The sequence below is a fragment of the Streptomyces acidiscabies genome (genome assembly GCF_020010905.1).
In the GTDB taxonomy this organism is placed as follows: domain Bacteria; phylum Actinomycetota; class Actinomycetes; order Streptomycetales; family Streptomycetaceae; genus Streptomyces; species Streptomyces acidiscabies.
Genome location: NZ_JAGJBY010000001.1, coordinates 4,486,890 through 4,509,280, shown reverse-complemented (window position 1 = coordinate 4,509,280; position 22,391 = coordinate 4,486,890). Strand labels below are relative to the sequence as shown.

The 22,391-nt window shown below is 72.4% G+C and carries 30 protein-coding genes; 8 read left to right on the top strand and 22 right to left on the bottom strand.

Going from position 1 to position 22,391, the window contains the following annotated elements:
• Nucleotides 1-3 precede the first annotated feature (3 nt).
• Genes J8M50_RS20760 through J8M50_RS20730 form a run of 7 tightly spaced genes read left to right on the top strand, consistent with a single transcriptional unit; the run spans nt 4 to nt 3,465 of the window.
• On the top strand, nt 4-255 hold the full coding sequence (locus J8M50_RS20760) for a gas vesicle protein GvpG (RefSeq protein WP_010353727.1): 252 nt from the start codon (nt 4-6) through the stop codon (nt 253-255).
• Nucleotides 252-863 (top strand): hypothetical protein, encoded by a 612-nt coding sequence (locus tag J8M50_RS20755; RefSeq protein ID WP_010353728.1) that lies wholly within the window; start codon nt 252-254, stop codon nt 861-863. The genes J8M50_RS20760 and J8M50_RS20755 overlap by 4 nt, the downstream gene beginning before the upstream one ends.
• A gap of 17 nt (nt 864-880) precedes the next feature.
• The gene (locus J8M50_RS20750; RefSeq protein WP_078480777.1) at nt 881-1,924 is read left to right on the top strand and encodes an SRPBCC family protein; all 1,044 of its coding nucleotides are present in this window, start codon (nt 881-883) and stop codon (nt 1,922-1,924) included.
• The gene (locus tag J8M50_RS20745; RefSeq protein WP_029183858.1) at nt 1,921-2,238 is read left to right on the top strand and encodes a gas vesicle protein; all 318 of its coding nucleotides are present in this window, start codon (nt 1,921-1,923) and stop codon (nt 2,236-2,238) included. Before J8M50_RS20750 ends, J8M50_RS20745 begins: the two co-directional genes overlap by 4 nt.
• Nucleotides 2,235-2,984, top strand: coding sequence for a GvpL/GvpF family gas vesicle protein (locus J8M50_RS20740; protein ID WP_010353731.1), 750 nt, complete (start codon nt 2,235-2,237; stop codon nt 2,982-2,984). The genes J8M50_RS20745 and J8M50_RS20740 overlap by 4 nt, the downstream gene beginning before the upstream one ends.
• Entirely contained in the window at nt 2,981-3,169 is a 189-nt protein-coding gene (locus J8M50_RS20735; protein ID WP_010353732.1) for a gas vesicle protein, read from the top strand. The genes J8M50_RS20740 and J8M50_RS20735 overlap by 4 nt, the downstream gene beginning before the upstream one ends.
• Entirely contained in the window at nt 3,166-3,465 is a 300-nt protein-coding gene (locus J8M50_RS20730) for a gas vesicle protein K (RefSeq protein WP_010353733.1), read from the top strand. Before J8M50_RS20735 ends, J8M50_RS20730 begins: the two co-directional genes overlap by 4 nt.
• Nucleotides 3,466-3,480: 15 nt before the next feature.
• Here the strand turns inward: J8M50_RS20730 and J8M50_RS20725 are convergent, their stop codons facing one another.
• Both J8M50_RS20725 and J8M50_RS20720 read right to left on the bottom strand, forming a co-directional pair.
• A complete protein-coding gene (locus tag J8M50_RS20725; RefSeq protein ID WP_010353734.1) occupies nt 3,481-3,651 on the bottom strand; it encodes a hypothetical protein in 171 nt (56 codons plus the stop codon).
• A 74-nt stretch (nt 3,652-3,725) separates the two neighbouring features.
• Complete coding sequence (locus tag J8M50_RS20720) at nt 3,726-4,331, bottom strand: ANTAR domain-containing protein (protein ID WP_010353735.1); 606 nt, start codon at nt 4,329-4,331, stop codon at nt 3,726-3,728.
• A 182-nt stretch (nt 4,332-4,513) separates the two neighbouring features.
• On the opposite strand from J8M50_RS20720, the gene J8M50_RS20715 reads away from it, so the two are divergent.
• Nucleotides 4,514-4,900 carry a helix-turn-helix transcriptional regulator gene (locus tag J8M50_RS20715; protein WP_010353736.1) on the top strand — a complete coding sequence of 129 codons (387 nt, stop codon included), beginning with the start codon at nt 4,514-4,516 and terminating at the stop codon, nt 4,898-4,900.
• Nucleotides 4,901-4,933: 33 nt separating this feature from the next.
• Here J8M50_RS20715 and J8M50_RS20710 read toward each other — a convergent pair whose 3' ends face one another.
• From J8M50_RS20710 to J8M50_RS20615, 20 genes are all read right to left on the bottom strand, one after another.
• The gene (locus J8M50_RS20710; protein ID WP_010353737.1) at nt 4,934-6,136 is read right to left on the bottom strand and encodes a sensor histidine kinase; all 1,203 of its coding nucleotides are present in this window, start codon (nt 6,134-6,136) and stop codon (nt 4,934-4,936) included.
• Nucleotides 6,133-6,804, bottom strand: coding sequence for a two-component system response regulator CseB (gene cseB / locus J8M50_RS20705; RefSeq protein ID WP_029183860.1), 672 nt, complete (start codon nt 6,802-6,804; stop codon nt 6,133-6,135). Before cseB ends, J8M50_RS20710 begins: the two co-directional genes overlap by 4 nt.
• An 11-nt stretch (nt 6,805-6,815) precedes the next feature.
• Nucleotides 6,816-7,265: a hypothetical protein gene (locus J8M50_RS20700; RefSeq protein ID WP_141655585.1), complete on the bottom strand. Its 450-nt coding sequence runs from the start codon at nt 7,263-7,265 to the stop codon at nt 6,816-6,818.
• An 85-nt stretch (nt 7,266-7,350) separates the two neighbouring features.
• Entirely contained in the window at nt 7,351-8,313 is a 963-nt protein-coding gene (locus J8M50_RS20695; RefSeq protein WP_010353740.1) for a serine hydrolase domain-containing protein, read from the bottom strand.
• Entirely contained in the window at nt 8,313-9,218 is a 906-nt protein-coding gene (locus tag J8M50_RS20690) for a DUF6895 family protein (protein WP_010353741.1), read from the bottom strand. Before J8M50_RS20690 ends, J8M50_RS20695 begins: the two co-directional genes overlap by 1 nt.
• Nucleotides 9,215-10,087: a DUF6895 family protein gene (locus J8M50_RS20685; RefSeq protein ID WP_010353742.1), complete on the bottom strand. Its 873-nt coding sequence runs from the start codon at nt 10,085-10,087 to the stop codon at nt 9,215-9,217. The genes J8M50_RS20690 and J8M50_RS20685 overlap by 4 nt, the downstream gene beginning before the upstream one ends.
• On the bottom strand, nt 10,084-10,740 hold the full coding sequence (locus J8M50_RS20680) for a hypothetical protein (RefSeq protein WP_010353743.1): 657 nt from the start codon (nt 10,738-10,740) through the stop codon (nt 10,084-10,086). The genes J8M50_RS20685 and J8M50_RS20680 overlap by 4 nt, the downstream gene beginning before the upstream one ends.
• 12 nt (nt 10,741-10,752) lie before the next feature.
• Entirely contained in the window at nt 10,753-10,932 is a 180-nt protein-coding gene (locus tag J8M50_RS20675; RefSeq protein WP_010353744.1) for a hypothetical protein, read from the bottom strand.
• 79 nt (nt 10,933-11,011) lie between these two features.
• Nucleotides 11,012-12,136: a hypothetical protein gene (locus J8M50_RS20670; RefSeq protein WP_010353745.1), complete on the bottom strand. Its 1,125-nt coding sequence runs from the start codon at nt 12,134-12,136 to the stop codon at nt 11,012-11,014.
• Between the two features lie 96 nt (nt 12,137-12,232).
• The gene (locus tag J8M50_RS20665; RefSeq protein WP_010353746.1) at nt 12,233-13,096 is read right to left on the bottom strand and encodes an SDR family NAD(P)-dependent oxidoreductase; all 864 of its coding nucleotides are present in this window, start codon (nt 13,094-13,096) and stop codon (nt 12,233-12,235) included.
• 11 nt (nt 13,097-13,107) lie between these two features.
• Nucleotides 13,108-14,163, bottom strand: a complete 1,056-nt coding sequence (locus J8M50_RS20660) for an LLM class flavin-dependent oxidoreductase (RefSeq protein WP_010353747.1) — start codon at nt 14,161-14,163, stop codon at nt 13,108-13,110.
• Nucleotides 14,160-14,678 (bottom strand): flavin reductase family protein, encoded by a 519-nt coding sequence (locus J8M50_RS20655; RefSeq protein WP_010353748.1) that lies wholly within the window; start codon nt 14,676-14,678, stop codon nt 14,160-14,162. The genes J8M50_RS20660 and J8M50_RS20655 overlap by 4 nt, the downstream gene beginning before the upstream one ends.
• Nucleotides 14,679-14,704: 26 nt before the next feature.
• Nucleotides 14,705-15,745, bottom strand: a complete 1,041-nt coding sequence (locus J8M50_RS20650; RefSeq protein WP_010353749.1) for a phosphotransferase family protein — start codon at nt 15,743-15,745, stop codon at nt 14,705-14,707.
• 4 nt (nt 15,746-15,749) lie between these two features.
• On the bottom strand, nt 15,750-17,024 hold the full coding sequence (locus tag J8M50_RS20645) for a ketosynthase chain-length factor (protein ID WP_010353750.1): 1,275 nt from the start codon (nt 17,022-17,024) through the stop codon (nt 15,750-15,752).
• 100 nt (nt 17,025-17,124) lie between these two features.
• Nucleotides 17,125-18,390 carry a beta-ketoacyl-[acyl-carrier-protein] synthase family protein gene (locus J8M50_RS20640; protein ID WP_010353751.1) on the bottom strand — a complete coding sequence of 422 codons (1,266 nt, stop codon included), beginning with the start codon at nt 18,388-18,390 and terminating at the stop codon, nt 17,125-17,127.
• A gap of 94 nt (nt 18,391-18,484) precedes the next feature.
• Nucleotides 18,485-19,330 (bottom strand): NAD(P)H-binding protein, encoded by an 846-nt coding sequence (locus J8M50_RS20635; RefSeq protein ID WP_010353752.1) that lies wholly within the window; start codon nt 19,328-19,330, stop codon nt 18,485-18,487.
• Complete coding sequence (locus J8M50_RS20630) at nt 19,327-20,406, bottom strand: LLM class flavin-dependent oxidoreductase (protein WP_010353753.1); 1,080 nt, start codon at nt 20,404-20,406, stop codon at nt 19,327-19,329. The genes J8M50_RS20635 and J8M50_RS20630 overlap by 4 nt, the downstream gene beginning before the upstream one ends.
• A 23-nt stretch (nt 20,407-20,429) precedes the next feature.
• Nucleotides 20,430-20,735 (bottom strand): antibiotic biosynthesis monooxygenase family protein, encoded by a 306-nt coding sequence (locus tag J8M50_RS20625; protein ID WP_010353754.1) that lies wholly within the window; start codon nt 20,733-20,735, stop codon nt 20,430-20,432.
• Nucleotides 20,736-20,762: 27 nt separating this feature from the next.
• Nucleotides 20,763-22,004, bottom strand: coding sequence for a nuclear transport factor 2 family protein (locus tag J8M50_RS49715; protein ID WP_010353755.1), 1,242 nt, complete (start codon nt 22,002-22,004; stop codon nt 20,763-20,765).
• Complete coding sequence (locus J8M50_RS20615; RefSeq protein ID WP_010353756.1) at nt 21,994-22,311, bottom strand: antibiotic biosynthesis monooxygenase family protein; 318 nt, start codon at nt 22,309-22,311, stop codon at nt 21,994-21,996. The genes J8M50_RS49715 and J8M50_RS20615 overlap by 11 nt, the downstream gene beginning before the upstream one ends.
• Nucleotides 22,312-22,391: the final 80 nt, after the last annotated feature.

Below are 22,391 nucleotides of genomic sequence, written 5' to 3'. Positions count from 1 at the left end.
CGGATGGGACTCATCGGGGAAGTACTGCTGCTGCCGTTCGCTCCGGTGCGCGGCAGTGCGTGGGTGATCGGGCAGGTGCTGCGGGAGGCGGAGCGGATCTACTACGACCCCGCCGCGATCCGCGCCGAACTCGCCCGTCTGGAACGGCTCCTGACGGATGGCGAGATCACGGCGGAGGAGTTCGACCGGGCCGAGGACCAGCTCCTCGACCGGCTGGAGACGAGTACGCGAACAGGCGACGGGACGACACGATGAACCGAACGGCACTGGGCCTCGCGATCGGGGCCGGCTATCTCCTGGGCCGCACACGGAAGTTGAAACTGGCGCTGGCCGTCGGCTCCGTGGTGGCGGGCAAGCGGCTGAACCTCACGCCGAGGGGAGTCGCCGATCTGGTCTCCCAACAGCTCCAGAACAACCCGCAGTTCAAGGAGATCGGGGATCAACTCCGGGAGGATCTGCGGGGAGTGGGGCGGGCGGCGACGGGGGCGGTCGTTGAACGCCAACTGGACTCGCTGGCAGGACGGTTGCACGGGCGTACGGCGGAGGTGCGGGGGCGGTTGGACGGGGTGGTCCCGGGGGTGGGGGGCGACCGGGAAGAGGGCCTCGACGACATCGGTGCCGAGGCGAGCACTGATGCCGAGGCGGACACCGATGCCGAGGCGGACGCCGGGCAGGGGCGCGCCAAGGCCGATCGTCCGAGCAGGCCCCGGAAGAAGACGTCCGGCGCCAAGCAAGCCACCACCACCGCCGCCGCCGCCGCCGCCAAGAAGACCGCCTCCCCGGACCGCGTCGTCAAAAAGGCCGCTCCCCGCACGGCCAAGAAGTCCCCGGCACGCTCCCCGAAGCGGGGTGACGAGCGGTGACCGACACCCTCTCCGGCATGGCCCGCAGCGAAGCCGCCGACCGGCTCAAGGCGGAGGTACGCGACTACGTCGCCGCCCAGGCACAGCGCCTCCTGGTCGGCGCCGGCCACAAACTCGGCGAGACCACCGTCAAGTTGAACGACATCGCGTCCGGCGAGAGCCCCGGCTTCGCCCGCCTCGCGCTGGACGGCGGACGCAAACTCGCCGAGGGCAAGGGGCCGTTGCGCACAGCCCTCGAAGTCGGCGCGGTCCGCGCGAAGGACAACGTCAAGGAGGCGCTCAAGGGCCTCGGCAAAAAGGGCAAGAAGAGCAAGAGCGCCGCCGGCAAGAAGCCGACGGTCGTCATGGAACACGTCGACGTCGGCGTCCCGCTGCGCACCGCCTACGACCAGTGGACCCGCTTCCAGGACTTCGGCTCCTTCGCGAAGGGCGTCAAGAGCGCCGACCGCGCGGACGACACGCGTTCCGACTGGCGCCTCAAGGTCTTCTGGTCCAGCCGGAGTTGGCAGGCGATGACCACGCAGCAGGTCCCGGACGAGCGGATCGCGTGGACCTCGCAGGGCGCCAAGGGGACCACGAAGGGCGCGGTCACCTTCCACCGCCTCGCCGACAACCTGACCCGCGTCCTGCTGGTCATCGAGTACTACCCCGCGGGCCTCTTCGAACGCACCGGCAACCTCTGGCGCGCCCAGGGCCGCCGCACCCGCCTCGACCTCAAGAACTACGCCCGCTTCATCACCCTCAAGGGCGAGTCGGAGGAGGGCTGGCGGGGCGAGATCCACGACGGCAAGGTCGTGCTGAGCCACGAGGACGCGATGGCCGAAGAAGACGTCCAGGACACCGAGGACGGCGAGGAGTTGGAGGCCGAGTACGAGGAGGAGGCCGCGCCCCCCGACGAGTACGAGGACGAAGAGGCGGACGCCGAAGAGTTGGAGTACGACGAGGAGGAACCGGAGGCCGACGAGGAGCCCGACGACACCCTCGACACCGAGGAGGACGCCCCCGAGCAGCCCACCGACACCCCCGCCCGCATCCACCGCGCCCCCCGGAGCCGGCGTTGACCATGCCCAGCCGCCTCCCCGACCCCTACAACGGCACCGGCGGCGCCAACCTCGCCGACATCCTGGAGCGCGTCCTCGACAAGGGCATCGTCATCGCGGGCGACATCCGCATCAACCTCCTCGACATCGAACTCCTCACCGTCAAGCTCCGCCTGGTCGTCGTCTCCGTCGACAAGGCGAAGGAGATGGGCATCGACTGGTGGGAGGACGACCCGGCACTGTCCACGAAGGCACGAAGGGACCAACTCACCCGCGAGAACACCGAGTTACGGGCCCGCCTCCAAACCCTGGAAGCGCTGGAGGAGCCCCGGTGACCGCCCTGCGCTACGTCTACGCCGTCTGCCCCCCGTTCGAGACGCCGCTCCCGGCGGATCTCACCGGCGTCGTGGGCGAGCCACCCGCCCGGCTCGCCCACGGCCACCTCGTCGCGGTCGTCAGCCGCGTCCCCGAGCACGACTTCGCCGAGGAACCCTTGCGGCGACGCCTGGAGGACCTGGACTGGCTGACCGAAACAGCCCACGCCCACGAGCGGGTCGTCGACGCGCTCACCACCGTCACGACCCCGCTGCCGCTGCGGCTCGCCACCGTCTTCCGCGACGACAGCGGCGTACGGACGATGCTGGAGCAGGGCGAGGCCCGCTTCCGGCACGTCCTGGAGCGGATCGCGGGGCGGGTGGAGTGGGGCGTGAAGGTGTACGTCAGCCGGGCGGCGCCCCGGGAGGTCCCCACCCCGGTGTCGGGCCGGGACTATCTGCGGCAGCGGCGCCGCGCGGCCCTCTCGGACGAGGAGTCCTGGCACCGCGCGGAACTGTTCTCCGAAAAGCTCCACAGCGCGTTGTGTTCACACGCCGACGCGGTACGCCTGCGCCCGCCGCAGAATTCCCCGGCCTCCCCCGCAGGACAGAACGTCTTCAACGCGGCTTTTCTCGTACCCCGGGAACTCTCCGCGAGTTTCGTGGAAATCACGGACGGCGTCCAGGACGCGGAAAACGGAATCCGGGTAGAACTCACCGGCCCTTGGGCAGCGTATTCCTTCTGTTCCGACGAGGTGGATCCGTGACCGCCCTCGAACGCCGCGAGGTCTCCCTCGTGGACCTCCTCGACCGTCTCCTCTCCGGTGGTGTCGTCATCACCGGCGACATCACGTTGCGGATCGCGGACGTGGACCTCGTCCGGATCGACCTGAACGCCCTGATCAGCTCGGTGACGGCGCAGGTGCCGTCACCGTGGGAGGGACCCCGATGACCAACCACACCCCGATGACCAACCGCCTGGACCTCGAACCGGACACCGTGGAGCGCGATCTGATCAAACTCGTTCTCACGGTGATCGAACTGCTCCGCCAGCTCATGGAACGGCAGGCCGTCCGCCGCTTCGACCAGGGCGATCTCACCGAGGAGCAGGAGGAGCGCGTCGGCCTGACGCTGATGCTCCTCGACGACCGGATGACCGAGCTGCGCGAGCGGTACGGGCTGCGGCCCGAGGACCTGAATCTGGACCTCGGGCCGCTCGGACCGCTGCTCCCGCGAACGCGAAGCTGACTGCTGACTACTGCCTCACCAGCGGTACCAGCGCCCCCTGCTGCCGGTCGCCGACGTCCCGCGCACCAGGAATCCCAGCAGCCAGACGACGAGGACGACGAGCGCTATCCACCAGAGAATCTTCACGGCGAATCCGACGCCGAACAGAAGCAGCGCCAGAAGCAGGACGAGAATAATCGGAACCATGGTGTGAACCTCCTGTGCTCCGGGTTTCCCGGACTCCACGTTTCATTCACGGCACGTCTTATTCACGGTAGATTTTATTCGCAGGCCGGCGATTCCCGTAACGGCTCCGCGGCCCCGCTCACGCTCGCGACGGCCTCGGTGAGGTGCTGGCGGACGGGGTCCGGGAGGGGTTCGCCCCGGACCGTGGTCACCACCGTCGACGCGAGGCGGTGCAGCTTCGTGTTGGTGTTCTGGGACGCCTTCACCAGGACGTCCCACGATTCGTCGGGACTCAGTCCGAAAGACGCCATCAGGATGCCCCGAGCCAGGTCGATCTCCGGCCGGGTCCGCATGGCGCGGCGCAGCTGGACGACCTCGCCGCGCAGGGCCTCCTCCTCGGTGACGTGCCCCTCGACGAGCAGGGGGCAGGTGCCCGTGAGCGCCAGCAGGCGCTCCGCGACGGGGCTCGCGGCGGTGACGGCGAGCGACTTGCCCGCGGCCACCGCGTACCGGCGGATCTCCAGCAGGACGTTCAGCGCCGAGCAGTCCCAGAACTCCAGTGCGCCCAGGTCGAGTTCGACGCGGCGGGCGGGTTCGCGCAGGGCCGCGCGCAGGGTGCGTTCCAGCAGCGCGCTGTCGTCCAGGCACAGTTCGCCGCCCACCGTGACGACGACCCGGTCACCGTCTCGGCGCGTCCGCACCGACGGCGCGACGGAGTGTGGTCGCGCTTCTCCGGGAGGATTGGGCATGGCTGCCTCTCTGTGGGTACTCGCCTACTGGTCCTCTGTTCCAGAGTCGCCCCGACCTCCGGTACGCGTCAAGAGATACCGGAATTTGAGTTCGCGCTTTTGGACACGTGAACGACCAGTCGTAGGATCTCCTCATGGTCGGAGTGGATGGAGTGCCCGAGTCGCATGCCGGGTGGACGTTTCTCACCAACCACGCGCGTGTCCTCGCCACCATCGCCGACAACCACAACGCCCGGATCCGGGACATCGCCGCCCGCTGCCGGCTCACCGAGCGCGCGGTCCAGAAGATCATCGCCGACCTCGAACAGGACGGTTACCTCTCGCACACGCGCGTGGGCCGGGGCAACGACTACGAGATCGACCCCACGAAGATCCTCCGCCACCCCGCCGAGGCGGGCCTCACGGTCGCCTCACTGCTGACGATGCTGGTCCAGGACGAGGCGGAACGGCACGGGAGGGCGAGCGAGGCGCTGCACGAGGGCGCACCCCGACACGACGGCTCCCCCTTCCACGAGGGCTGACCCCTCGACGCGCACCCCCCGCCCCACCCCACCTCACTCCCCCACCGGCAACCTCAACTCCGCCTCCGCCCCACCCCCCGGATGATTCCGGAACGTCAGCTGCGCCCCCAGCAACCGCGCCTGCCCCGTAGCGATGGTCAGCCCCAGCCCCGTACCCCCCGTCCGCCCCCCGGTCCTGAACCGCTGCGGCCCGGAAGCGTGCAGGATCGCCAGCAGGTCCGCCGGAAACCCGTCCCCCCGGTCCCGCACCCGGATCACCGCCCCCTCCACCGTCACCAGGACCGGCGCGCGCCCGTGCCGCAGCGCGTTCGCGGCGAGGTTGGTGAGGATCCGCTCCACGCGCCGGGGATCGGTCGCGACGGCCGCGTCCGTCACGATCTCGACCGTCACCCCCGCGAGCCCCGCCACCGCCCGCCGCGCCATCGCGCTGACCTCCCGCTGCTCCTTCTCCACCGCCGCGACCTGCGCATCCATCCGCGCGACCTCCAGCACGTCCTCCACCAGCCCCCGCAGCCTGCCCACGCTGTCCGCGATCAGCTCGGACGGCCGCCCCGGCGGCAGCAGCCCCACGGCCGTGGACATCCCGGCGACGGGCGTACGCAGCTCGTGCGCGATGTCCGCGGTCACCCGGCGTTCCGCTTCGAGGCGGGCGCCGAGCGCGTCGGCCATGGTGTTGACGGCGGCGGCGAGGCGGGCGATCTCGTCGTGGCCGCGCGGATGGACCCGCGCGTCGAGGTCGCCCTCGGCGATCCGCTCGGCGGTGCGCGCGGCGGCGGTGGCCCGGCGCCCCATGCGCATGCCGAGCAGCAGTCCGGCCAGCGACACGGCGACGGTCGCGGCAGCGCCGGTCGCCAGCAGGGTCCGGTCGAGCGTGGACAGGGCCTCCTCCTCGGGGCGGTACGACCGTCTCAGGGAGAGGACCTTGCCGCCGGCGACCGGTGTCGCCGCCCACAGGACGCCGTCGTGGAGATAGGTGACGCGGACCTTGTTCCGTACGGCGTGGACGACCGGCGCGGGCAGGCCGGGCCGGTCCACGCGGGCCTGGTTGCGCCGGCCGGCGGCGTGGTCGTACGCGGCGGTGACCATGTCCCGGTCGAAGGCGGCGCGGGCCGTCTTGAGCTGGTCCTCGGCGGTGAGGCGGTGGACGAGGACGCCGACGGCGCTCGCGACGCAGGTCGCGGCGGCGGCGACGGCGAGCGCCACCTTCGTACCGAGGCTCGAACCGGGCCGTCTCATGTGCGCAGCTTGTAGCCGAAGCCGCGTACGGTCTCGATGCGCTCCCGGCCGATCTTGGCGCGCAGCCGCTGTACGTGGACGTCGACCACGCGGGTGTCGCCGGACCAGGCGTAGTCCCAGACGCGCTCCAGGAGCAGGTCCCGGGACAGGACGCTGCCCGGCGCCGCCGCGAACTCCCCGAACAGCTTCAGCTCGGTCGCGGTGAGCGCGAGCGGTTCGCCGTCGCGCTCGACGGTCAGGGACTCCGGGCAGAACTCCAGGTCCCCGAAGCGCAGCCGCGCGTCCGAGTCCTCGGTACGCGCGTGAGGCACCGCGCGCCGCAGCAGTGACCGGATCCGGGCTACCAGCACCGGCCCGTCGAACGGCTTGGTGACGTAGTCGTCCGCGCCCGCCTCCAGGCCCATCACGACGTCTATCGGGTCGTTGCGCGCCGAGATCAGCAGCACCGGCACCCGCGACTCCTCCCGGATCCGCCCGGCGAGGCTCACGCCGTTGAGGCCCGGCAGCATGATGTCCAGTACGGCGACGTCGGGCCGCCGCTCCCGGAACAGCGCGAGCCCGGTCACCCCGTCGGCGGCGGTCCGCACCCGGTAGCCGCGCGCCTCCAGCGTCAGCTGCGTCGCCTCCCGGATCAGGTCGTCGTCCTCGACCAGCAGCACCTCAGGCAAGGTGGTCCCTCTCAATCGCCCGGCACATCCAGGATCGTGTCTTCGTTGCCCTCGGCCCAGAACGGGGCGGGCGGTTTCAGCGGGGTGATGGCGGCATGGCCGTAGTAGGCGACGTCCCCGCGCCGGGTCAGCCCGCTGAGGACGACCTTCACGCGGTACTCGGACGTCTTCCCGTCGATGCACCCGGCCAGGCACCCGGTGTCCTGCGCGACCCCGGTGGCCGCCGGCCGCGAGGTCCCCCACCCCGTCCAGCGCAGCCCCTCCAGATAGACGTTCTCGCCCACGGCGACCTCGGTGGGATGCCGCCAGGCCCGCCCGTACACATCACTGATGTACGTCGGCCCCGACCACTCCACAGCCGTCACCGCGGGCCCCTCGACCTTCACCCCACCGTCCACGCGCCCGCAAGCGGCAAGGCAGCCGACGGCCACGACACAGCCTCCGACCTGCCAAAACCGCATCACGACTCCTTCTCGACCACGGGAACGGCCACATCGTACGGAGAGACCCGGCCGCCCCTTGTAACAACTGTCCGGCGATCCCTCATCAGCGTGTTTCACCGGTGGCGGCGAGGGCGTGCAGGAGTTCGTGGGCGACCGGGACCAGGCGGCAGCCTCGGTGGTGGCGGTTGGCCAGGGCTACGACAGCCGTGCCGGAGGACGGGTGGAAGCCGGCGTACGCCTGTTGGCCGAAGGTCGCGCCGCTGTGGAAGAGGAGCGGGCCGTGGTCCGTTTCGTGCTGGAACCAGGTCAGGGTGTGGGTCTCCCGGTGCCGTCCGCGCCGCAGTTGGGGTACGGCCACCTGGCGCAGGGCGTCGCCCAGCACGCCCCGGGGGTCGAGGTGTGCCTCGGCGTACGTCAGCAGGTCACCCGGCGTCGCCCGCACCGACGCGGCCGGTGCGAACGCCCCCATCGGGGTGGACGGCACGCGGGTCGTCCCGTCCTTGCGGTAGCCGACGATGTCCGTGGCGGCCGGTGTCGCGCTGGTCCGTTCCATGCCCAGCGGCGTGAGGACCCGCTCGGCGAGGAGCTGGGGATACGGCGTCCCGGTCGTCCGGCTCAGCGCCTGCCCGAGGAGCGCGACGCCGAAGTTGGAGTACCCCCAGTGCTCACCGGGCGCGTGCCGAGGGCGAGTTCGGGCGAACGCCGCGAGCAACCGGTCCGTGTCGTACGCCGTGTAGGGGTTGCGGTGGGGATGCAGCAGCGCGCCCGGGAGGAGGTCGTACGGGAGGCGGGGCAGCCCCGAGGTGTGCGTGGCGAGGTGGCGCAGGGTGATCGGCGTGGGCCGTACGGGCAGGTGCGCGGCGAGCGGGTCGTCGAGCCCGATCACCCCCTCGTCGGCGAGCCGCGCGGCGAGGAGCACGGTGAACGTCTTGGTGAGGGAGCCGAGTTCGTACCGGAGCTGCCGTACCGCGCCGACGACGGTCCGCCGCCCGTGCCGGGAGACACCCACGACGGCGTCGGGCGCGTCGATGTGGTGGAGCGCCTCGGTGAGGCGGGTGTCGGGCATCAGCCGAGCGCCCGGGAGACGGCCATCGCGGAGGCGAACGCGGCGACGAGCGTGGGGTGGTGGACGAGGTCGAAGACGTCTCCGTCGGGCATCTCCCCGTGGACGGGGAACGCGCCGGACGCGTCCTGGGCCGCCGCGTACCGCTCCCACAGTTCGGCGTCCAGCGCCGGCCGGGGCAAGCAGGCGTCCACGACGAGGAGTTCACCGAGGAGGTCCCAGTGTTCGAGGTCGGCCCAGGTCTCCAGCCAGGCGGGGAGGTAGCGGTCGAGATAGTCGGCGATGTCGGGCGGCAACGCGTGCGGTTTCTCGCCCCAGTTGGTGACGTGGAAGACGGTGTGGGTGATGTCGTAGGCGATGTGCAGTTGGACGGTCCACGGTTCGGGGAGCTGCCCGAGCCAGGTCCGGCGCAGGGTCTCGTCGAAGTCGGCGCTGGGCGTGAGGCCGATCCGGCGTTCGGCGCTGAGCAGGGCGAGTTGCCGGTTGGGGGGCCGTTCGACGGCGGCCCAGCTCCGGGTGAGCCGGGACACCGCGAGCATCTCCTCCAGGCCCGGGTGCCGGTAGCCGCTCTCGTGGAACGGTACGTAGACCTCCAACGGCACCGGCGAGTGCGGCTCTTGCCGCTGGAGCGCCGCCAACACCTGGCCGCCGTCGAGGAGTTCACGCCAGGCGAAGTCGAGGAGCGCGCCGCACCGCTCCCGCTGCCGGGAGCCGACGACGCCCTCGCGGAACAACACCCGCATGTTGACGCCGAGTTCGCCGACGGGTTTGAGGCGTTCGCCGAGGGCGAGTCCGGAGGCGTGGTCCTCGGGGGTGAGCCGGAAGCGGTCCCGGTGGGTGTCGAGCCAGTCGAGCGCCCGCTCCCCCACCCGGTGCAGCAGGGCCGGTGAGGCTGCCGTCACGGTCATGACGCGGAGTCCCTTCCGAAGAGCGCCAGCGTCGCCGCGAAGGCCGTGGCCAGCGTCGAGTGGTAGCAGGCCCGGAACGAGTCCCGGGGGAACGCCTCCTGCTCCGGGACCGCTCCGTCGGCCGACTGCGCCCGCGCCAGCCGCGCCCAGGCGTCGTCGTACGGATCGGCGTCCGGCAGGCACGCGCCCACCGCGAGCAGTTCGGCGACGAGGTCCCACTCCCCCTGCGCGAGCCGGTCGTCGAGCCAGGCGGGCAGCCACAGCCGCAGGTAGTCGGCGGCCTCGGGGTCGAGCGCGGTGCGGTCGGCGCCCCAGTCGGTGACGTGGAAGACGTCGTGGGTGAGGCCGTAGGCGGTCCGCAGGTCCAGCGCCCAGGGTTCGGGGCGTACGCCGAGCCAGGTGCAGGCGAGTTCGGCGGCCGGGTCGGCGTGCGGGGCGAGGCCGATGCGGCGTTCGGCCATCAGGACGCCGAGGGTCCGGGTCGGGGTGTCGAGGGCGACGGCCCGGGACCTCAACCGCCCGCTGACGGCGGTGAGTTCGTCGGCGGCGGGGTGGCGAAGACCGGCCTGCGCGAAGACGGCGTAGATCTCGACCGGGTAGGTGGCGTGGGGTTCGCGGTGGACGAGGTCGGCGAAGAGCGCGCCCTCGCGGGTCTCGGCCCAGGCGAACGCGAAGAGGTCCCCGGCCTCGGCGCGCAGGTCCGGGTCGGGGTGGAGGGTGGCGATCCGGCCGGTGAGCTGGGCGAGTTCGCCGAGCGGCTTCCAGGTGAGGTCGCGGTCGGCGTCGGTCGTCGCGTCGGCGGGCAGCCGGAAGGCGTCGCGGTGCGCGGTCAGCCAGCCGAGCGCGCGGGCGGCGACCAGGGCAGTCACCGACCGGTCCCGAAGAGCCGGCGTGCCGCCTCCACCTGGAGGACGACCCGGGGGTCGGCCGCGCCCCACCGGCCCACGAAGACGAGGCCCGCCGCGAGCCCCAGCGAGTCGGGGACGCCGGGCAGCCGGGCCAGCCAGCGTCCGACGCCGGCGGCCTGGAGCCAGTCGCGCCGCCGTACGGCGCGGACGAACCCGCGCGACAGGTCGACGGTCCGTCCGGCGAGCCGCTCCTCCAAGCCGGGCGCGAGTCCGGGCACGGCGAGGGCGGCGAGCTGGGAGACCTGGTGGGAGAGGCGGGGCCAGGGCTCGTGCTCGGTCCAGCCGGTGTCGGGGTCCCCGGCGGCGGGCCAGGACCCGGGCAGCAGGGTGCGCGCCGACTCGGCCAGCCCGTGGTGGCTCCACGCGGACACGGCGGAGCCCGCCGTCGGCGGGTAGGCGGCGAGGGCCTGTCGTACGAGGGGTACGTCGCCGTCGGCGGCGTGGCCGCTCACGGCGTACGGCACGAGGACGTCCGCGCCGAGGACCCGGACGGCGGCCGGGGTGAGGGGGTCTTCGGGGCGCAGGACGCGGGACACGGCGTAAGGGTCACCCTCGCGCAAGGCGAGGATGACCCCGGTCGCCGCGTCGGCCACAGCGGTGTGCAGCTCAGCCAACGCGGCTCTCCTCTAGCTCTTCGCCGGCTTCGTCGGACGCGGGGTCGGCGGCGAGAGCAGCAGCGCGGCGCCGACGAGCAGGAGGGCCGCGCATTCGGCGCTGTCCTGATAGACGCCTTCCTGTTCGGGTGCGTCGATCAGGTGGTCCACCTGGACGGTGAGTTCGGTCGGCAACGTGCGTTCCATGCCCATGGAAATCAACTCCTGTGAGAAGGGGTGACATCCCAAAGCCTATATTCCGGACAAAACACCGCAAGTTGACCATCGAAGTTCACCCCTCCGACGCCCAACTCCCGTCCGCCAGCGCCGTCAAGACCTCCCGCTTCAGCTCGGCCCGCCGGGGGCTGGAGACCAGCTCCTCGGGCAGGACGCCGTCCCGCTCCTCGAAGGGGCGCAGCGCGCCGAGGACGTAGGCGTACTCCCCGGGGTATCGCTCGACGAGGAGCGCGGAGGCGCCCGCCTTCGCCTCGGCCGCCGCCAGGACGTACGGGTTCTCGCGGGCCCGCTCGCGCAGCACCTGGGTGAGCTGACGGACGTACCGCTTGTACTCCAGGCGCCGTTGCTGGACGGCGGCGAGGAAGCGGCGGGCGTTGAGGACGCCGGTCGCCTCCGGGCCCGGCAGCGTGTAGAAGTCGTCCGGCAGGACGCCGAGCGCGTGCGGCGTCTCGGCGCGGGCCCGCACCGCCGTCGTCCGGCCCAGTTCGCGCAGCGCGTTCTCCCACCGCCCGAGCACCAGCGGATGCCGCAGCGCGGTGTTGCGCCCCTCCTGGTCCTTGGCGTCCTCGGCCGCCGTGTCGCGTACGACGGTGTCGGCGGCGGCCAGCAGCCCCTCGACCTCGGGGGTGCGGGGCGCGGTGAGCCAGCCGTGGGCGCAGGCGTACGCGATCTGCTCGTGGACGTCGCGGAACGAGGGTTCCCCGGCGGCCTCGGCGACGTTCAGCCGCGCCCGCTCCCCGGTGAGGAGAGCGGCGTACTCCTGCGGGAACGCGACCCGCAGCCAACCCTGCGCGGTGAGGCGGGAGTCGGTGCCCGTCCTGCGCTCGACGCTGTTGTGGAAGTCGTGCCGGCGCAACTGCTTCACCAGCACGCTCGCCTCGTTGCGGCGCACCCGCACCCGGCGCAGTCGGCGTTCGGTCGTGCCCAGTCTCGGGTCGCCGGTGTAGCGCATCCGTTCCGTCGCGACCTGGAGTTCCCCGTCTGCGCACAGCAGCGCGTCCTGCCAGTCCTGCCGCCACTCCGGCCCGCGCAGCAGGCGGCGGGTGCGCTGCGGGACGTACCCGCTGACGGCCTCCGCCACCGCGACGGTGACCAGGTTGTCGAACCGGTCGCTGATCAGGGACACCAGGTCGTCCGGCGGTACGTGCTCGACGTCCGCGAGACGGATCTTCTCCACCACGCCGAGGGAGCCTACCGAGAACTGCGGCTGCGCACAGGGACGTTGACAAAGGGATGACCGGCAGGGACACCCCTGCCGGCCGGCGAGGAGCCCCCTTCACCACCGCAGCCCCCCGCTCACCTCCAGCACATGCCCGTTCACGTACCGGCTCTCCGCCCCCGCCAGGAACACCGCCGCGTCCGCCACCTCCTCCGGCCTGCCCATCCGCCCCATCGCGAGCTTCGCCTCGTAGTGCGGCCAGATCTTCTCGTTGCTCGGCAGGAGGCTGCCCATGCCGGCGTCGATGAGCCCCGGGGAGAGGCAGTTGACGGTGATGCCCCGGGGCGCGAGTTCGGCGGCGCAGACGCGGGTGAAGGCCTCGACGGCGGCCTTGGAGGAGCTGTAGACCGACGCGCCGGGGGTGACCTGGCCGGCGAGGGCCGAGGACATGGTGATGACGCGGGCGTGGTCGCTGTGCACCAGGTAGGGGACGGCCGACTGGACGCAGCGGAAGACGCCCGTGAGGTTCGTGCCGATGACCTCGTCCCAGGCGTCCTCCGGAAGGGTCGCGGCGGGGCCGGGCCGGCTGACGCCCGCGTTGGCGACGACGATGTCGATGCCGCCGAGCTGGGTGTCGGCGTACGCCATGAGCGTGTCGACGGAGGCCCGGTCCTGCACGTCGACGGGGTGGAAGTGGTACTTGCCGGGCCCGAAGGCCAGCTCCCACTCCGCGTGGTCGGCGCTGCGGGCCGCCGCGACGACGTCGCAGCCCTCGCGCAGGAACGCCTGGGTGATGGCCCTGCCGAGCCCTTTGGTGCCGCCGGTGACCACGGCCCTGCGGCCGGCCAGCCTCGTGGTGGGCACGTCGCCCTCCCCTTCGTCGTCGTATCCGAATCCGTGTCCGTACTGCGGCAAGGGCTCGTACATCAGCCCGCGCTGGACGAGGCCCTGGACGAGCCCCCACTGGACGAGGTCGCCCATGCCGAGGGCCCTCATGAGAAGCGGGGCAGGACGTGTTCGGCGAAGAGTTCGAGGGTTCGGACGGACTCCTCGAACGGCATGTTCCCGGAGACGATCTGGAGGCTGATGGTGGCCTCCCCGTACAGCTCGCGGATGAGGTCCACGCGGTCGGCGACCTCCTGCGGGTCGCCCACGAGGACCTTGTTGTCCCTCAGTTGCTTGCCGAAGTCGCTGCTGTTGACCCGGGCCACGATCCGCTCGTACCCGGCGTAGTCGGCGCTGCGCGTGTGCGACCAGGAGGCGACCGCCGCGGCCATCACCTGGTGGTTGCGCTCGGAGTAGAGCTGTCCGAGGCGGTGCGCCTTGTCCCGGTCCTCGGCGAGGTAGCAGTTGTAGCTGAAGTGGACGTCCTCGTCGGTCGAGGCGAGACCGGCCTCGGTGCGGGTGTCGCGGTAGCGGGCGAGCATCTCCTGGAGCTTTTCCTGCTTGTTGATGGACGGGACCATCATCACGCCGTACCCGTCCCGGCCGGCGGCCTCGCCGGACTCGGGGGTGATGGCGGTGGCGACCAGGACCCGGGGGTGCGGGGACTGGAAGGGACGCGGCAGCAGGGTGACCGGGCCGAAGGAGTGGAAGCGGCCCTCGAAGGTGGTCTCCCCCTCGGTCCACAGCTGCTGACACGCCCGTACCCCTTCGGCGAAGCGTGCCTTGCTCTCGTCCATCGGGACCTCGTACGCCCAGAACTCCTCCGGCAGGAAGCCCCGGCCGAAGCCGACGTCGAGGCGGCCGTGGGAGAGGTGGTCCAGCATGGCGAGCTTGCCGGCCAGCTTGACGGGGTGGCTGAACGCGGGCAGGACGGCGCCGGTGATGAGCCGGACGCGCTCGGTGCGGGCGGCGGCAGCGGCGAGGAAGGTGACCGGGTCGGGGCTGTAGCCGCCGTACGCGGAGAAGTAGTGCTCGACGGTCTTCACGTGGTGGTAGCCGAGCTGTTCGGCGCGCTCCGCGAGGGCGAGGGCCTCCTCGAAGTAGCGGACCGCGCTCTTGTCGTCGGGGCCGACGGTGGGGAAGAGATTGATGCCGAATTTCACGACGCGGTCCTCTCGGGAAGAAGCTTCAGGTACGAGCGGCGGTGGTAGAGCAGGGCGCCCCGGTCGTGGGCCTCGCCGCCCAGGACCCGGCCGAGGAGGATCCAGTGGTCCCCGGCCTCGATCCGGGACTCGGTGGCGCACTCCAGGTGGGCGACGGAGTCGGCGTGCAGGACGGGCGCGTGCCCGGCCCGCGCCGAGGGGCGGTGGGTGACTCCCGCGAACTTGTCGGCGGTCTTCGAGGCGAACTGCCGGGAGACGTGTTCGGCCTCCTCGGCGAGGAAGTTGACGACGAAGCCGGCCGAGCCGAGGAGCGCGGGCAGGGTGCGGGAGGACTTGTCGACGCAGACCAGCAGCAGCGGCGGGTCCATCGACACGGCGCTCACGGCGGTGCTGGTGAGCCCCTTGGGGATGCCCCGGTCGTCGGTGGTGGTGATCACCGCGACCGGTGCGGGCAGGGCGGCGAAGGCGTCCCGGAAGACGGTGGCGTCGATCGGGTCCGTGGTGCGGACGGGCATGGTGCCCTCCTTCGGTGCGGTTCGGGTCAGGACGCGAGCACGCGCTCCAGCAGCCGGGTCGCGTTGTCGTGCAGCGGGATGCCGCCGCCGAGCAGTCCGGTCACCCGGGCGGTGATGAGGCAGAAGCGCAGCGCCGCGAACACCTCGTGGTACTCCAGGTGGAGCAGCCGGGTGCCGGTGAGCCGCTCGTAGCGGCGTACGGTCGCCGCCCGGTCCGGCAGCCCGGCCAGCCGGGGTACGCCGATGCCCTCGCTGAGGTGCCGGTCGAGGTGGAGGAACCAGGCGACGTCGCTCTCGGGCGGGCCGAGGTCGGCCAGGTCCCAGTCGAGTACGGCGGAGGGCGTGAGCCCCTGGAAGAGGAGGTTGCCGAGCCGGGCGTCCCCCCACAGCGGCCGTACGGGTCCCGGCTCGGGCGGCAGGTTGGCACGCAGCCAGGCCAGGGCGCGGCGCGCCACGGGCGGTTCGTGCGGGGCGTAGAAGGTGAAGTGGCGTTCGTAGTGGTCAAGTTGGCGGTGGAGGTACGGGCGCGGGTCGCCGTCCGTGAGGAAGCCGAGGCCGAGCCGGCCGGGGTCGAGGGCGTGCAGCCGGGCCAGGATGCCGAGCCCGGCGTCCCAGAGGGCGGCACGCCCGGCCGGGGCGAGGTCGGCGACCCAGCCGGAGCGGTGGTACGAGGGGACGTCGGCGGGGACCTCGCCGTACGCCCGTTCCATGATCATGAACGGGGCGCCGAGGACCGAGGGGTCCTCCTCGTGCCACAGGACGGGCGGTACGGGCAGGTCGGTGGCGTCGGCGAGGATGCGCTGGAGGCGTACCTGGGCGGCGAACCGGCTGTCGGGGTGCACCTGGTGGCGGGTGGGCGCGATCCGCAGGACGACCGAGCGGGTGCCCGGCGGGTCCCGCCAGGTCAGGTCGAGCGTCAGGGTCTCGTTGGTGAAGCCGGCGCCGGCCGGGGTGTCCAGGCCGGACACGGTGAGGCCGGTGGCGCCGGGCAGGCGGGCGGCGAACCAGGCCGTCAGCCGCCGTACGGTGTCCGGGGTGTCGCGGTGCAGGGTGACCGGCTCGGGCATCGCGTCACGCCTCCGCCGCGCGCAGCACCATCGCCGCGTTGAACCCGCCGTAGCCGCGGGCCAGGACGAGCGCGGTCCGCAGCCGGGTGCGGCGCGGCCTCGCGACGACCAGGTCGAGCTGGTAGTGGGCGGGGACGTCGGCGGTGTGCACGGTCGGGGGGATCACGCCCTCGCGCAGGGCCATGAACGCCCAGGCGAGGTCGAGGGCGCCGCCGCCCGCGTACAGGCGTCCCGTCATGGTCTTCGGGGCGGTGACCGGGACGCCGTACGGCCCGAACAGCGCGCGCAGGGCCTCGGCCTCGGCGCGGTCGAGGTCGGGGACGCCGGCCGCGTCGGCGAAGACGACGTCGACGGCACCGGCGCTCAGGCCCGCGTCGGCGAGGGCCTGTTCGGCGGCGCGGCGCAGGCCCGGTTCGCCGCCGGTGCCGGGCCGGGGGTCGAAGGTGGCCGCGTATCCGGCGACCGTGCCGTAGGGCCGGGCGCCCCGGGCGCGGGCGGCGTCGGCGTCCTCCAGGATCAGCAGGGCGCCGCCCTCGCCGGGGACGTAGCCGCAGGCGTCCCGGTCGAAGGGGAGGTAGGCGCGGCGGAGGTCGCTGCGTGCGCTGATCCGGCGGGTGGCGAGCTGGCCGGTCCAGCCCCAGGGGCACAGGGAGCCGTCGACGCCGCCGGAGACCAGCAGGGTGACGCCGGAGCGCAGTTGGCGGCGGGCCTGGGCGACGGCGTCGATGCCGCCCGCCTGTTCGGAGACGACGACGCCGCTGGGTCCGCGCAGGCCGTGCCGGATGGAGATCTGGCCGGTGTTGACGGCGTAGAACCAGGCGAACGACTGGTACGCGCTGACGTGCGAGCCGCCGTCGCGCCACAGGGCGGCGAGTTCGCGCTGGCCGAACTCGAAGCCTCCGGCGGAGCTGGCGGTGATCACGCCGGCCGCGTACTCGGGCAGTTCGGCCGGGTCGACGCCGCTGTCGGCGAGGGCCTCCTCGGCGGCGACCAGGGCGAGCCGGGTCATGTGGTCGGTCTGCGGCAGGAGGCGGCTCGGGATGCGCTCGGCGGCGTCGAAGTCCGGTACCTCTCCGGCGAGGTGGGCGGGGTACGTGGCCGGGTCGAACCGCTGGACGGGGGCGATCCCGGAGACGCCGTCGAGACTGGCTCGCCACCATGCCTCCCGGCCGAGGCCGTTGGGGGCGGCGATGCCGAGGCCGGTGACGACGGCGGTGGTGGACCGGGCTCCCGGGACGGTCCCGGTGACGGCTGCGGCGGCAAGGGGTGCGGTGCTCATGCCACCTCCCCGAGCCGGGCCGGCGTGCGGGCTCCTCCGGGCCGGGTCGGCGTCGCCGTACCCCTCCCGCCGCCTGCGAACCGTGCAGACATCCTCGTACTCACGCTGCCTCCTTCGGCCGGGCCAGGACCATCGCGCTCTGGAACCCGCCGAAGCCGCTGCCGACCGTGAGGACCGTGTCGATGCGGCGTTCGCGGGCGGTGAGCGGGGTGTAGTCGAGGTCGCACTCGGGGTCGGGTTCGTGGAGGTTGGCCGTCGGCGGGACCAGGCCGTTCTCGATGGCGAGGACGGAGGCGGCGATCTCCAGGGAGCCGATGGCGCCCAGCGAGTGGCCGATCATCGACTTGATGGAGCTGACCGGGGTCGCGTGGGCGTGCGCGCCGAGGGCCCGTTTGAACGCGGCGGTCTCGTGGCGGTCGTTCTGCTTGGTGCCGGAGCCGTGCGCGTTGATGTAGTCGACGGCGGTCGGGTCGGTGCGCGCCTCGTCGAGGGCGAGCCGGATCGCCTCGGCCATCTCCTTGCCGTCGGGGCGCAGCCCGGTCATGTGGTACGCGTTGCAGCGGGAGGCGAAGCCGGTGATCTCGGCGTGGATGTGCGCGCCGCGCGCCAGGGCGTGGTCCAGGGACTCGATGACGAAGAAGGCGCAGCCCTCGCCGAGGACGAAGCCGTTGCGGCTGCGGTCGAAGGGGCGGGAGGCGTGCTCGGGGTCGTCGTTGCGGGGCGAGGTCGCCTTGATCGCGTCGAAGCAGGCGACGGTGATGGGGGAGATCGGCGCCTCGGTGGAGCCGGCGATCATCACGTCGGCGGCGCCCTCGCGGATCAGGGAGACGGCGTGCCCGACGGAGTCCAGGCCGGAGGTGCAGCCGGTGGAGACGACGGTCACCGGGCCCTGCGCGCCGACGTCCCAGGCGACCTCGGCGGAGATGGAGCTGGGGACCATGTAGTCGTAGAGGTGGGGGACGGCGTAGGTGTGGTCGACGGCCCACCGCTCGCCGCCGTCGCTGACGACCCGGTACTCGGTGTCGAGGCTCATGGTGCAGCCGACGGCGGTGCCGACGGTCACGCCGGTGCGGTGCGGGTCGAGCCGGTCGCTCTCCAGGCCGCTCCCGGCGACCGCCTCGCGGGCGGCGACCAGCGCGAACTGGGCGGCGCGGTCCATGCGCCGGGTCTGCTGGGGGGTGAGTCCGTGGGCGGCGGCGTCGAAGTCGCACTCGGCGGCGATCCGGGAGCGGAACGCCGAGGCGTCGAACAGCGAGATGGTGCGGGTGGCGGTGCGCCCTTCGGAGATCAGCTGCCAGAAGGACTTGGTGCCGATGCCCTGCGGGGCCACCACCCCGATGCCGGTGATCACCGCGCGGCGGCTCATCCGGCGCTCCTGAGTTGTGTCACGTGCATGTCGCATCCTTCGTACGGTGTCGAAGAGAGGTCGGTGTCGAGGAGAGGTCGGCGTCGAAGAGAGGTCAGCGGAAGTCGGCCGCGTGGTCGGCGGCCCACTGTGCGAAGGTCCGCGCGGGCCTGCCGGTGACACGGGCGACCGTGTCCTCGACGGGGGCGGGGTGCCCCACCCCGGCGGCGAGATAGGCGAGCACGGTGTCCGCGAAGTCCGCCGGCATGGCGGCCCGCAGCTCCTCGCGCGCGGTCTCGGGCGGCACGTCCTCGTACCGCACGCCGCGTCCCACGGCCGCCCCGAGGATCTCGGCCTGCCGGCGCCGGGTGAGGGACTCGGGCCCGGTGACGACGTACGCCCGCCCGGCGTGAGCGGCGTCGGTGAGGGCGGCGACCGCGACCGCCGCGACGTCGGCCTCGTGCACGGGCGCCGTCGCGGAGTCGCCGTAGGGGGCGCGGACCACCCCGGTGCGCAGGTGGGAGGCCCAGGCCAGGGTGCCGGTGGCCAGCGTGCCCGCCCGGACGAAGGTCCACGGCAGTCCGCAGGCGGCGACCGTCTCCTCGACGCGGGCGTGGTACGCGGCGATGGGTCCCCCGGGCGGGTCCCCGGCGACGACGGACGCCGAGGACAGCACGGTGAGCCGGCCCACCCCGGCGGCGACGGCCGCCCGGGTGAACGCCTCGATCCCCCGGGGTTCGCAGTACAGGAAGACGCCGTCGACGCCGTCCAGCGCGGGCGCGAAGGTGTCCGGCTCCGTGAGGTCGAGGGGCAGCACCTCGGTGCCGTCCGGCAGGCCCTTGACGGCGGCCGGGGTGCGGCTGCCCGCCCGCACCTCGACGCCGCGTGCCGTCAGGGCGTGGGCGACGTGCCGGGCGAGGGTGCCGCCGGCGCCGGTGACCAGGACGCGCACGGTGCTCACCGGACGTCCGTGAAGGCGGGCGCGACGTGCTCGGCGAAGAGCCTGAGGCCGTGCTCGACGGTGGCGCGGGGTACCTGCCCGGAGTGGACGGACAGGCCGACGGAGATGCCGTCGCCGTACCAGTCGGCGATCTCGGCGAGCTGGGCGCGTACGTCGTCGGGGGTGCCGGCGAGGATCTTGTTCTGCTTGACGCGCTCGTCGAAGGCGGCGCCGCCGCCGAGCGCCGCGGCGGCCATCCGGTCGTAGCCGGGGTACTGGTCGCTCCTGACGGTGGCCCAGGCGCTGACGGCGGCGCCCATCTTCTCGCTCAGCTTCCGTTCCACGTGCTCGCCGAGGCGGTAGGCGGCCTCGCGGTCCTCGTCGACGAAGCAGGGGAAGGTGAGGTCGATGCGCTCGGTGCCGGGGGCGTACCCGGCGGCGGCGCGGGCGCCCCGGTAGACGGCCAGGGCCTCCTGGACCTTCTCGCGGGTGGCGACCGCGGCGATGAGCTGGAGGTGGTGGCCCTGTTCCCCGGCGGCGCGGCAGGAGTCGAGGCTGCCGGTGCTGGCGACGAAGACCGGCGGGTGGGGCTGCTGGGCGGGCTTGGGGAGCATGGTGAGGGGCCCGAACTTGTGGAAGGAGCCCTCCCAGCTCAGGTCGTCCTCGGTCCACAGCCGTACGCAGGCCTCGACGCCCTCCTCGAAGCGGGCACGGCTCTCGTCGAGGGGGATGCCGAACGCGGCGAACTCGTCGGGCAGGAAGGCCCGTCCGAAGCCGACGTCGAGCCGTCCGCCGGAGATGTTGTCGAGCATGGCGAGCTGGCCGGCCAGCTTGACGGGGTGGGTGAAGGCGGGGATGACGGCGCCGGTGGCGACCCGCAGCCGGCTGGTGCGGGCAGCGACCGCCGCGAGGAACGTGATCGGGTCGGGGCTGTAGCCGCCGTAGTCGAAGAAGTAGTGCTCGACCAGCTTGACCTGGTGGTAGCCGAGTTGCTCGGCGAGCTGCGCGAGGTAGAGGCCGTCGTCGTAGTACTGGGTGGCGGTGGGTTCGCCGCCCGAACCGCCGACGGTCGGGAAGAACACGATGCCGAATTCCATGGGGGTGCTGCCTTCCCGGCGGTTCAGGCCGCCGACGCGTCGAATTCCAGCTGGAGCTCGTACAGGGCGGGGCTGACCTCGGTGAGGGCGAGGATCTCGGGGTAGAAGGCGGTGTGGGCGTCCATCTTCATGAACTCCCGGTACTCCTCGACGCTCTCCCAGCGGGCCACGTTGAGGTAGCGGGTGGGGTCGTCCTGGTCGCGGACGAAGGTGTGGTCGAGGTAGCCGGGGTGGTCGAGCGCGAGGTCGGACACCTTGTCGAAGAGGGCCTCGAACCGCTCGGCGGTGGTGCCGGGGCGCAGGGTGAACCGGTTGATCATGACGATCATGGGGGCTCCAGGTGGGGTTCGGTGGGGTCAGCGGACGTTGTCGTGGGAGACCAGGCGGTGGCGGACCTTGAGGCCCTCGGGGGTGCGCACGAGGACGTCGTCGACGGCGGTGCTCAGGTAGACCTGGGGCGAGCCGTTCTCGACGGTGGAGTAGATGGCCGCGTAGTAGTGGGTGGTGACGGTCTCCTCGTCGTACGACACGAGGTCGACCATGCCGAGCCAGTGCCGGCGCTGGAGGCCCTCGCCGGCGATGCGGTCGAGGCCGGTGCGCATCCGCTCGCGGATCTGGGCGCGGCCGATCCAGGGCTCGGGGCGGGCGTTCTGCACGAACTCGCCGTCCTCGGTGAAGGTGTCGGCCCAGCGTTCGGCCTGGCCGGAGTCGAGGAGGTGGGCCTGGCGGGCGTAGAACCGGACGACCTCGGTGTACAGGAGCAGGTCGGTGGCACTGCCGGCCTTGTCGGTGAGCTGCTGGACGGTCATGGTGGCCTCCTTCTGGAGCCGGGCACGGGTGGTGGCCCGCAGGGCGGTGATCGTGGCGCCCTCGCCGGGGGCGAGGACCGCGCGGCGGCGGACGGTGAGCCGGACGCCGGCCGCGGTGGGGGTGAGGTCGAGGACCGAGGCGTCGAGGGTCAGCGCGGGGTCGGCGGTGAAGTGCCGTTCGGCGACGCGGCGGCCCAGGACGCCGACCCGGACGGTCGTGGCGTCCGGCACGGCTGCGTCCAGGAGCTCGTACAACTCCTCGGCGCTCAGCGGGAGTTCGGTGGCGCTCTCGGCCGTGACCGTGAGGGGTCCAGTGCGGTGGTCGTGCTCGGCGGCGTCGCGCAGGTGGCCGAGTTCGAGGTCGCTGTTGCGGTCGATCAGCGCGTCCACCGCGAGCCGGTCGGACTCGTCGAGGAGCTGGTAGGCGTGGGTGAGGACGATCCGGGTGCGGTCCGTGCCGAGGGGTTCGACGCGCCAGGTGCCGCTCATCGCGGCGAGCGGCGCCGGGGACTTCTCCTGGCGGAACGTCATCGTGCGGCGCCGCGCGTCCAGGGCGACCCGTGACACCCAGGTCCTGGTCCCGCCGGCGGGCCCTTCCGGGGCGCGCCAGACCTGGATGCGCAGCTCGTCGCCGTCGGTGCCGAGCGGCTCGATGTGGACGGTGCCGGGGAAGAAGCGGGGCCACTGGGCGAAGTTGCTGAGGATGCCGAAGACGGTGTCGGCGGGTGCCTGGACGGTGACGTCGTGCTCGGCGCGGTGGACCGGGGGCGCCTGGGTGTCAGCCGGCACGGTGCGCCGTCCGCGTGGAGTGCTTGACCGACAGGACGGTGGTGCTGGTGTCGCCGATGTGCCGGGCCGCCCCGCCGAGCTTGCCGATCACGTCCTGGAACTCGGCCTTGGCGGCCATCTGCCGGACCGCCTCGTCGTTCTCCCAGTAGCTGACGGAGAGCTGGGTCAGCGGGTCGTCGAGCGCGGTCACCAGCTGATGCCGCAGATATCCGGGCTGGGCGCGGAAGAATTCAGCGGTCTGCGCGAAGACGTCCCGGAATCCACCGGATTCCGATTCCGTCCGGAACTCGCTGAGCAGTACGACCATTTTCGGGCCTCCCGGTGAAGGGGAATCGAATCGAATACATCGAACTTTATGGTCGGCGGTCTCGGTGATCACTCGGAAGC

Coding starts and splice junctions, on each gene's coding strand:
- J8M50_RS20675 (WP_010353744.1), bottom strand. CDS start 10,932: ATGGGCATGGAACGCACGTTGCCGACCGAACTCACCGTCCAGGTGGAC.
- J8M50_RS20625 (WP_010353754.1), bottom strand. CDS start 20,735: ATGATCGTCATGATCAACCGGTTCACCCTGCGCCCCGGCACCACCGCC.
- J8M50_RS20640 (WP_010353751.1), bottom strand. CDS start 18,390: ATGAGCCGCCGCGCGGTGATCACCGGCATCGGGGTGGTGGCCCCGCAG.
- J8M50_RS20760 (WP_010353727.1), top strand. CDS start 4: ATGGGACTCATCGGGGAAGTACTGCTGCTGCCGTTCGCTCCGGTGCGC.
- J8M50_RS20695 (WP_010353740.1), bottom strand. CDS start 8,313: ATGCCCGACACCCGCCTCACCGAGGCGCTCCACCACATCGACGCGCCC.
- J8M50_RS20710 (WP_010353737.1), bottom strand. CDS start 6,136: ATGAGACGGCCCGGTTCGAGCCTCGGTACGAAGGTGGCGCTCGCCGTC.
- J8M50_RS20665 (WP_010353746.1), bottom strand. CDS start 13,096: ATGGGCGACCTCGTCCAGTGGGGGCTCGTCCAGGGCCTCGTCCAGCGC.
- J8M50_RS20615 (WP_010353756.1), bottom strand. CDS start 22,311: ATGGTCGTACTGCTCAGCGAGTTCCGGACGGAATCGGAATCCGGTGGA.
- J8M50_RS20650 (WP_010353749.1), bottom strand. CDS start 15,745: ATGCCCGAGCCGGTCACCCTGCACCGCGACACCCCGGACACCGTACGG.
- J8M50_RS20630 (WP_010353753.1), bottom strand. CDS start 20,406: ATGGAATTCGGCATCGTGTTCTTCCCGACCGTCGGCGGTTCGGGCGGC.
- J8M50_RS20755 (WP_010353728.1), top strand. CDS start 252: ATGAACCGAACGGCACTGGGCCTCGCGATCGGGGCCGGCTATCTCCTG.
- J8M50_RS20730 (WP_010353733.1), top strand. CDS start 3,166: ATGACCAACCACACCCCGATGACCAACCGCCTGGACCTCGAACCGGAC.
- J8M50_RS20700 (WP_141655585.1), bottom strand. CDS start 7,265: ATGCGGTTTTGGCAGGTCGGAGGCTGTGTCGTGGCCGTCGGCTGCCTT.
- J8M50_RS20690 (WP_010353741.1), bottom strand. CDS start 9,218: ATGACCGTGACGGCAGCCTCACCGGCCCTGCTGCACCGGGTGGGGGAG.
- J8M50_RS20715 (WP_010353736.1), top strand. CDS start 4,514: ATGGTCGGAGTGGATGGAGTGCCCGAGTCGCATGCCGGGTGGACGTTT.
- J8M50_RS20655 (WP_010353748.1), bottom strand. CDS start 14,678: ATGCCCGTCCGCACCACGGACCCGATCGACGCCACCGTCTTCCGGGAC.
- J8M50_RS20725 (WP_010353734.1), bottom strand. CDS start 3,651: ATGGTTCCGATTATTCTCGTCCTGCTTCTGGCGCTGCTTCTGTTCGGC.
- J8M50_RS20645 (WP_010353750.1), bottom strand. CDS start 17,024: ATGAGCACCGCACCCCTTGCCGCCGCAGCCGTCACCGGGACCGTCCCG.
- J8M50_RS20750 (WP_078480777.1), top strand. CDS start 881: ATGGCCCGCAGCGAAGCCGCCGACCGGCTCAAGGCGGAGGTACGCGAC.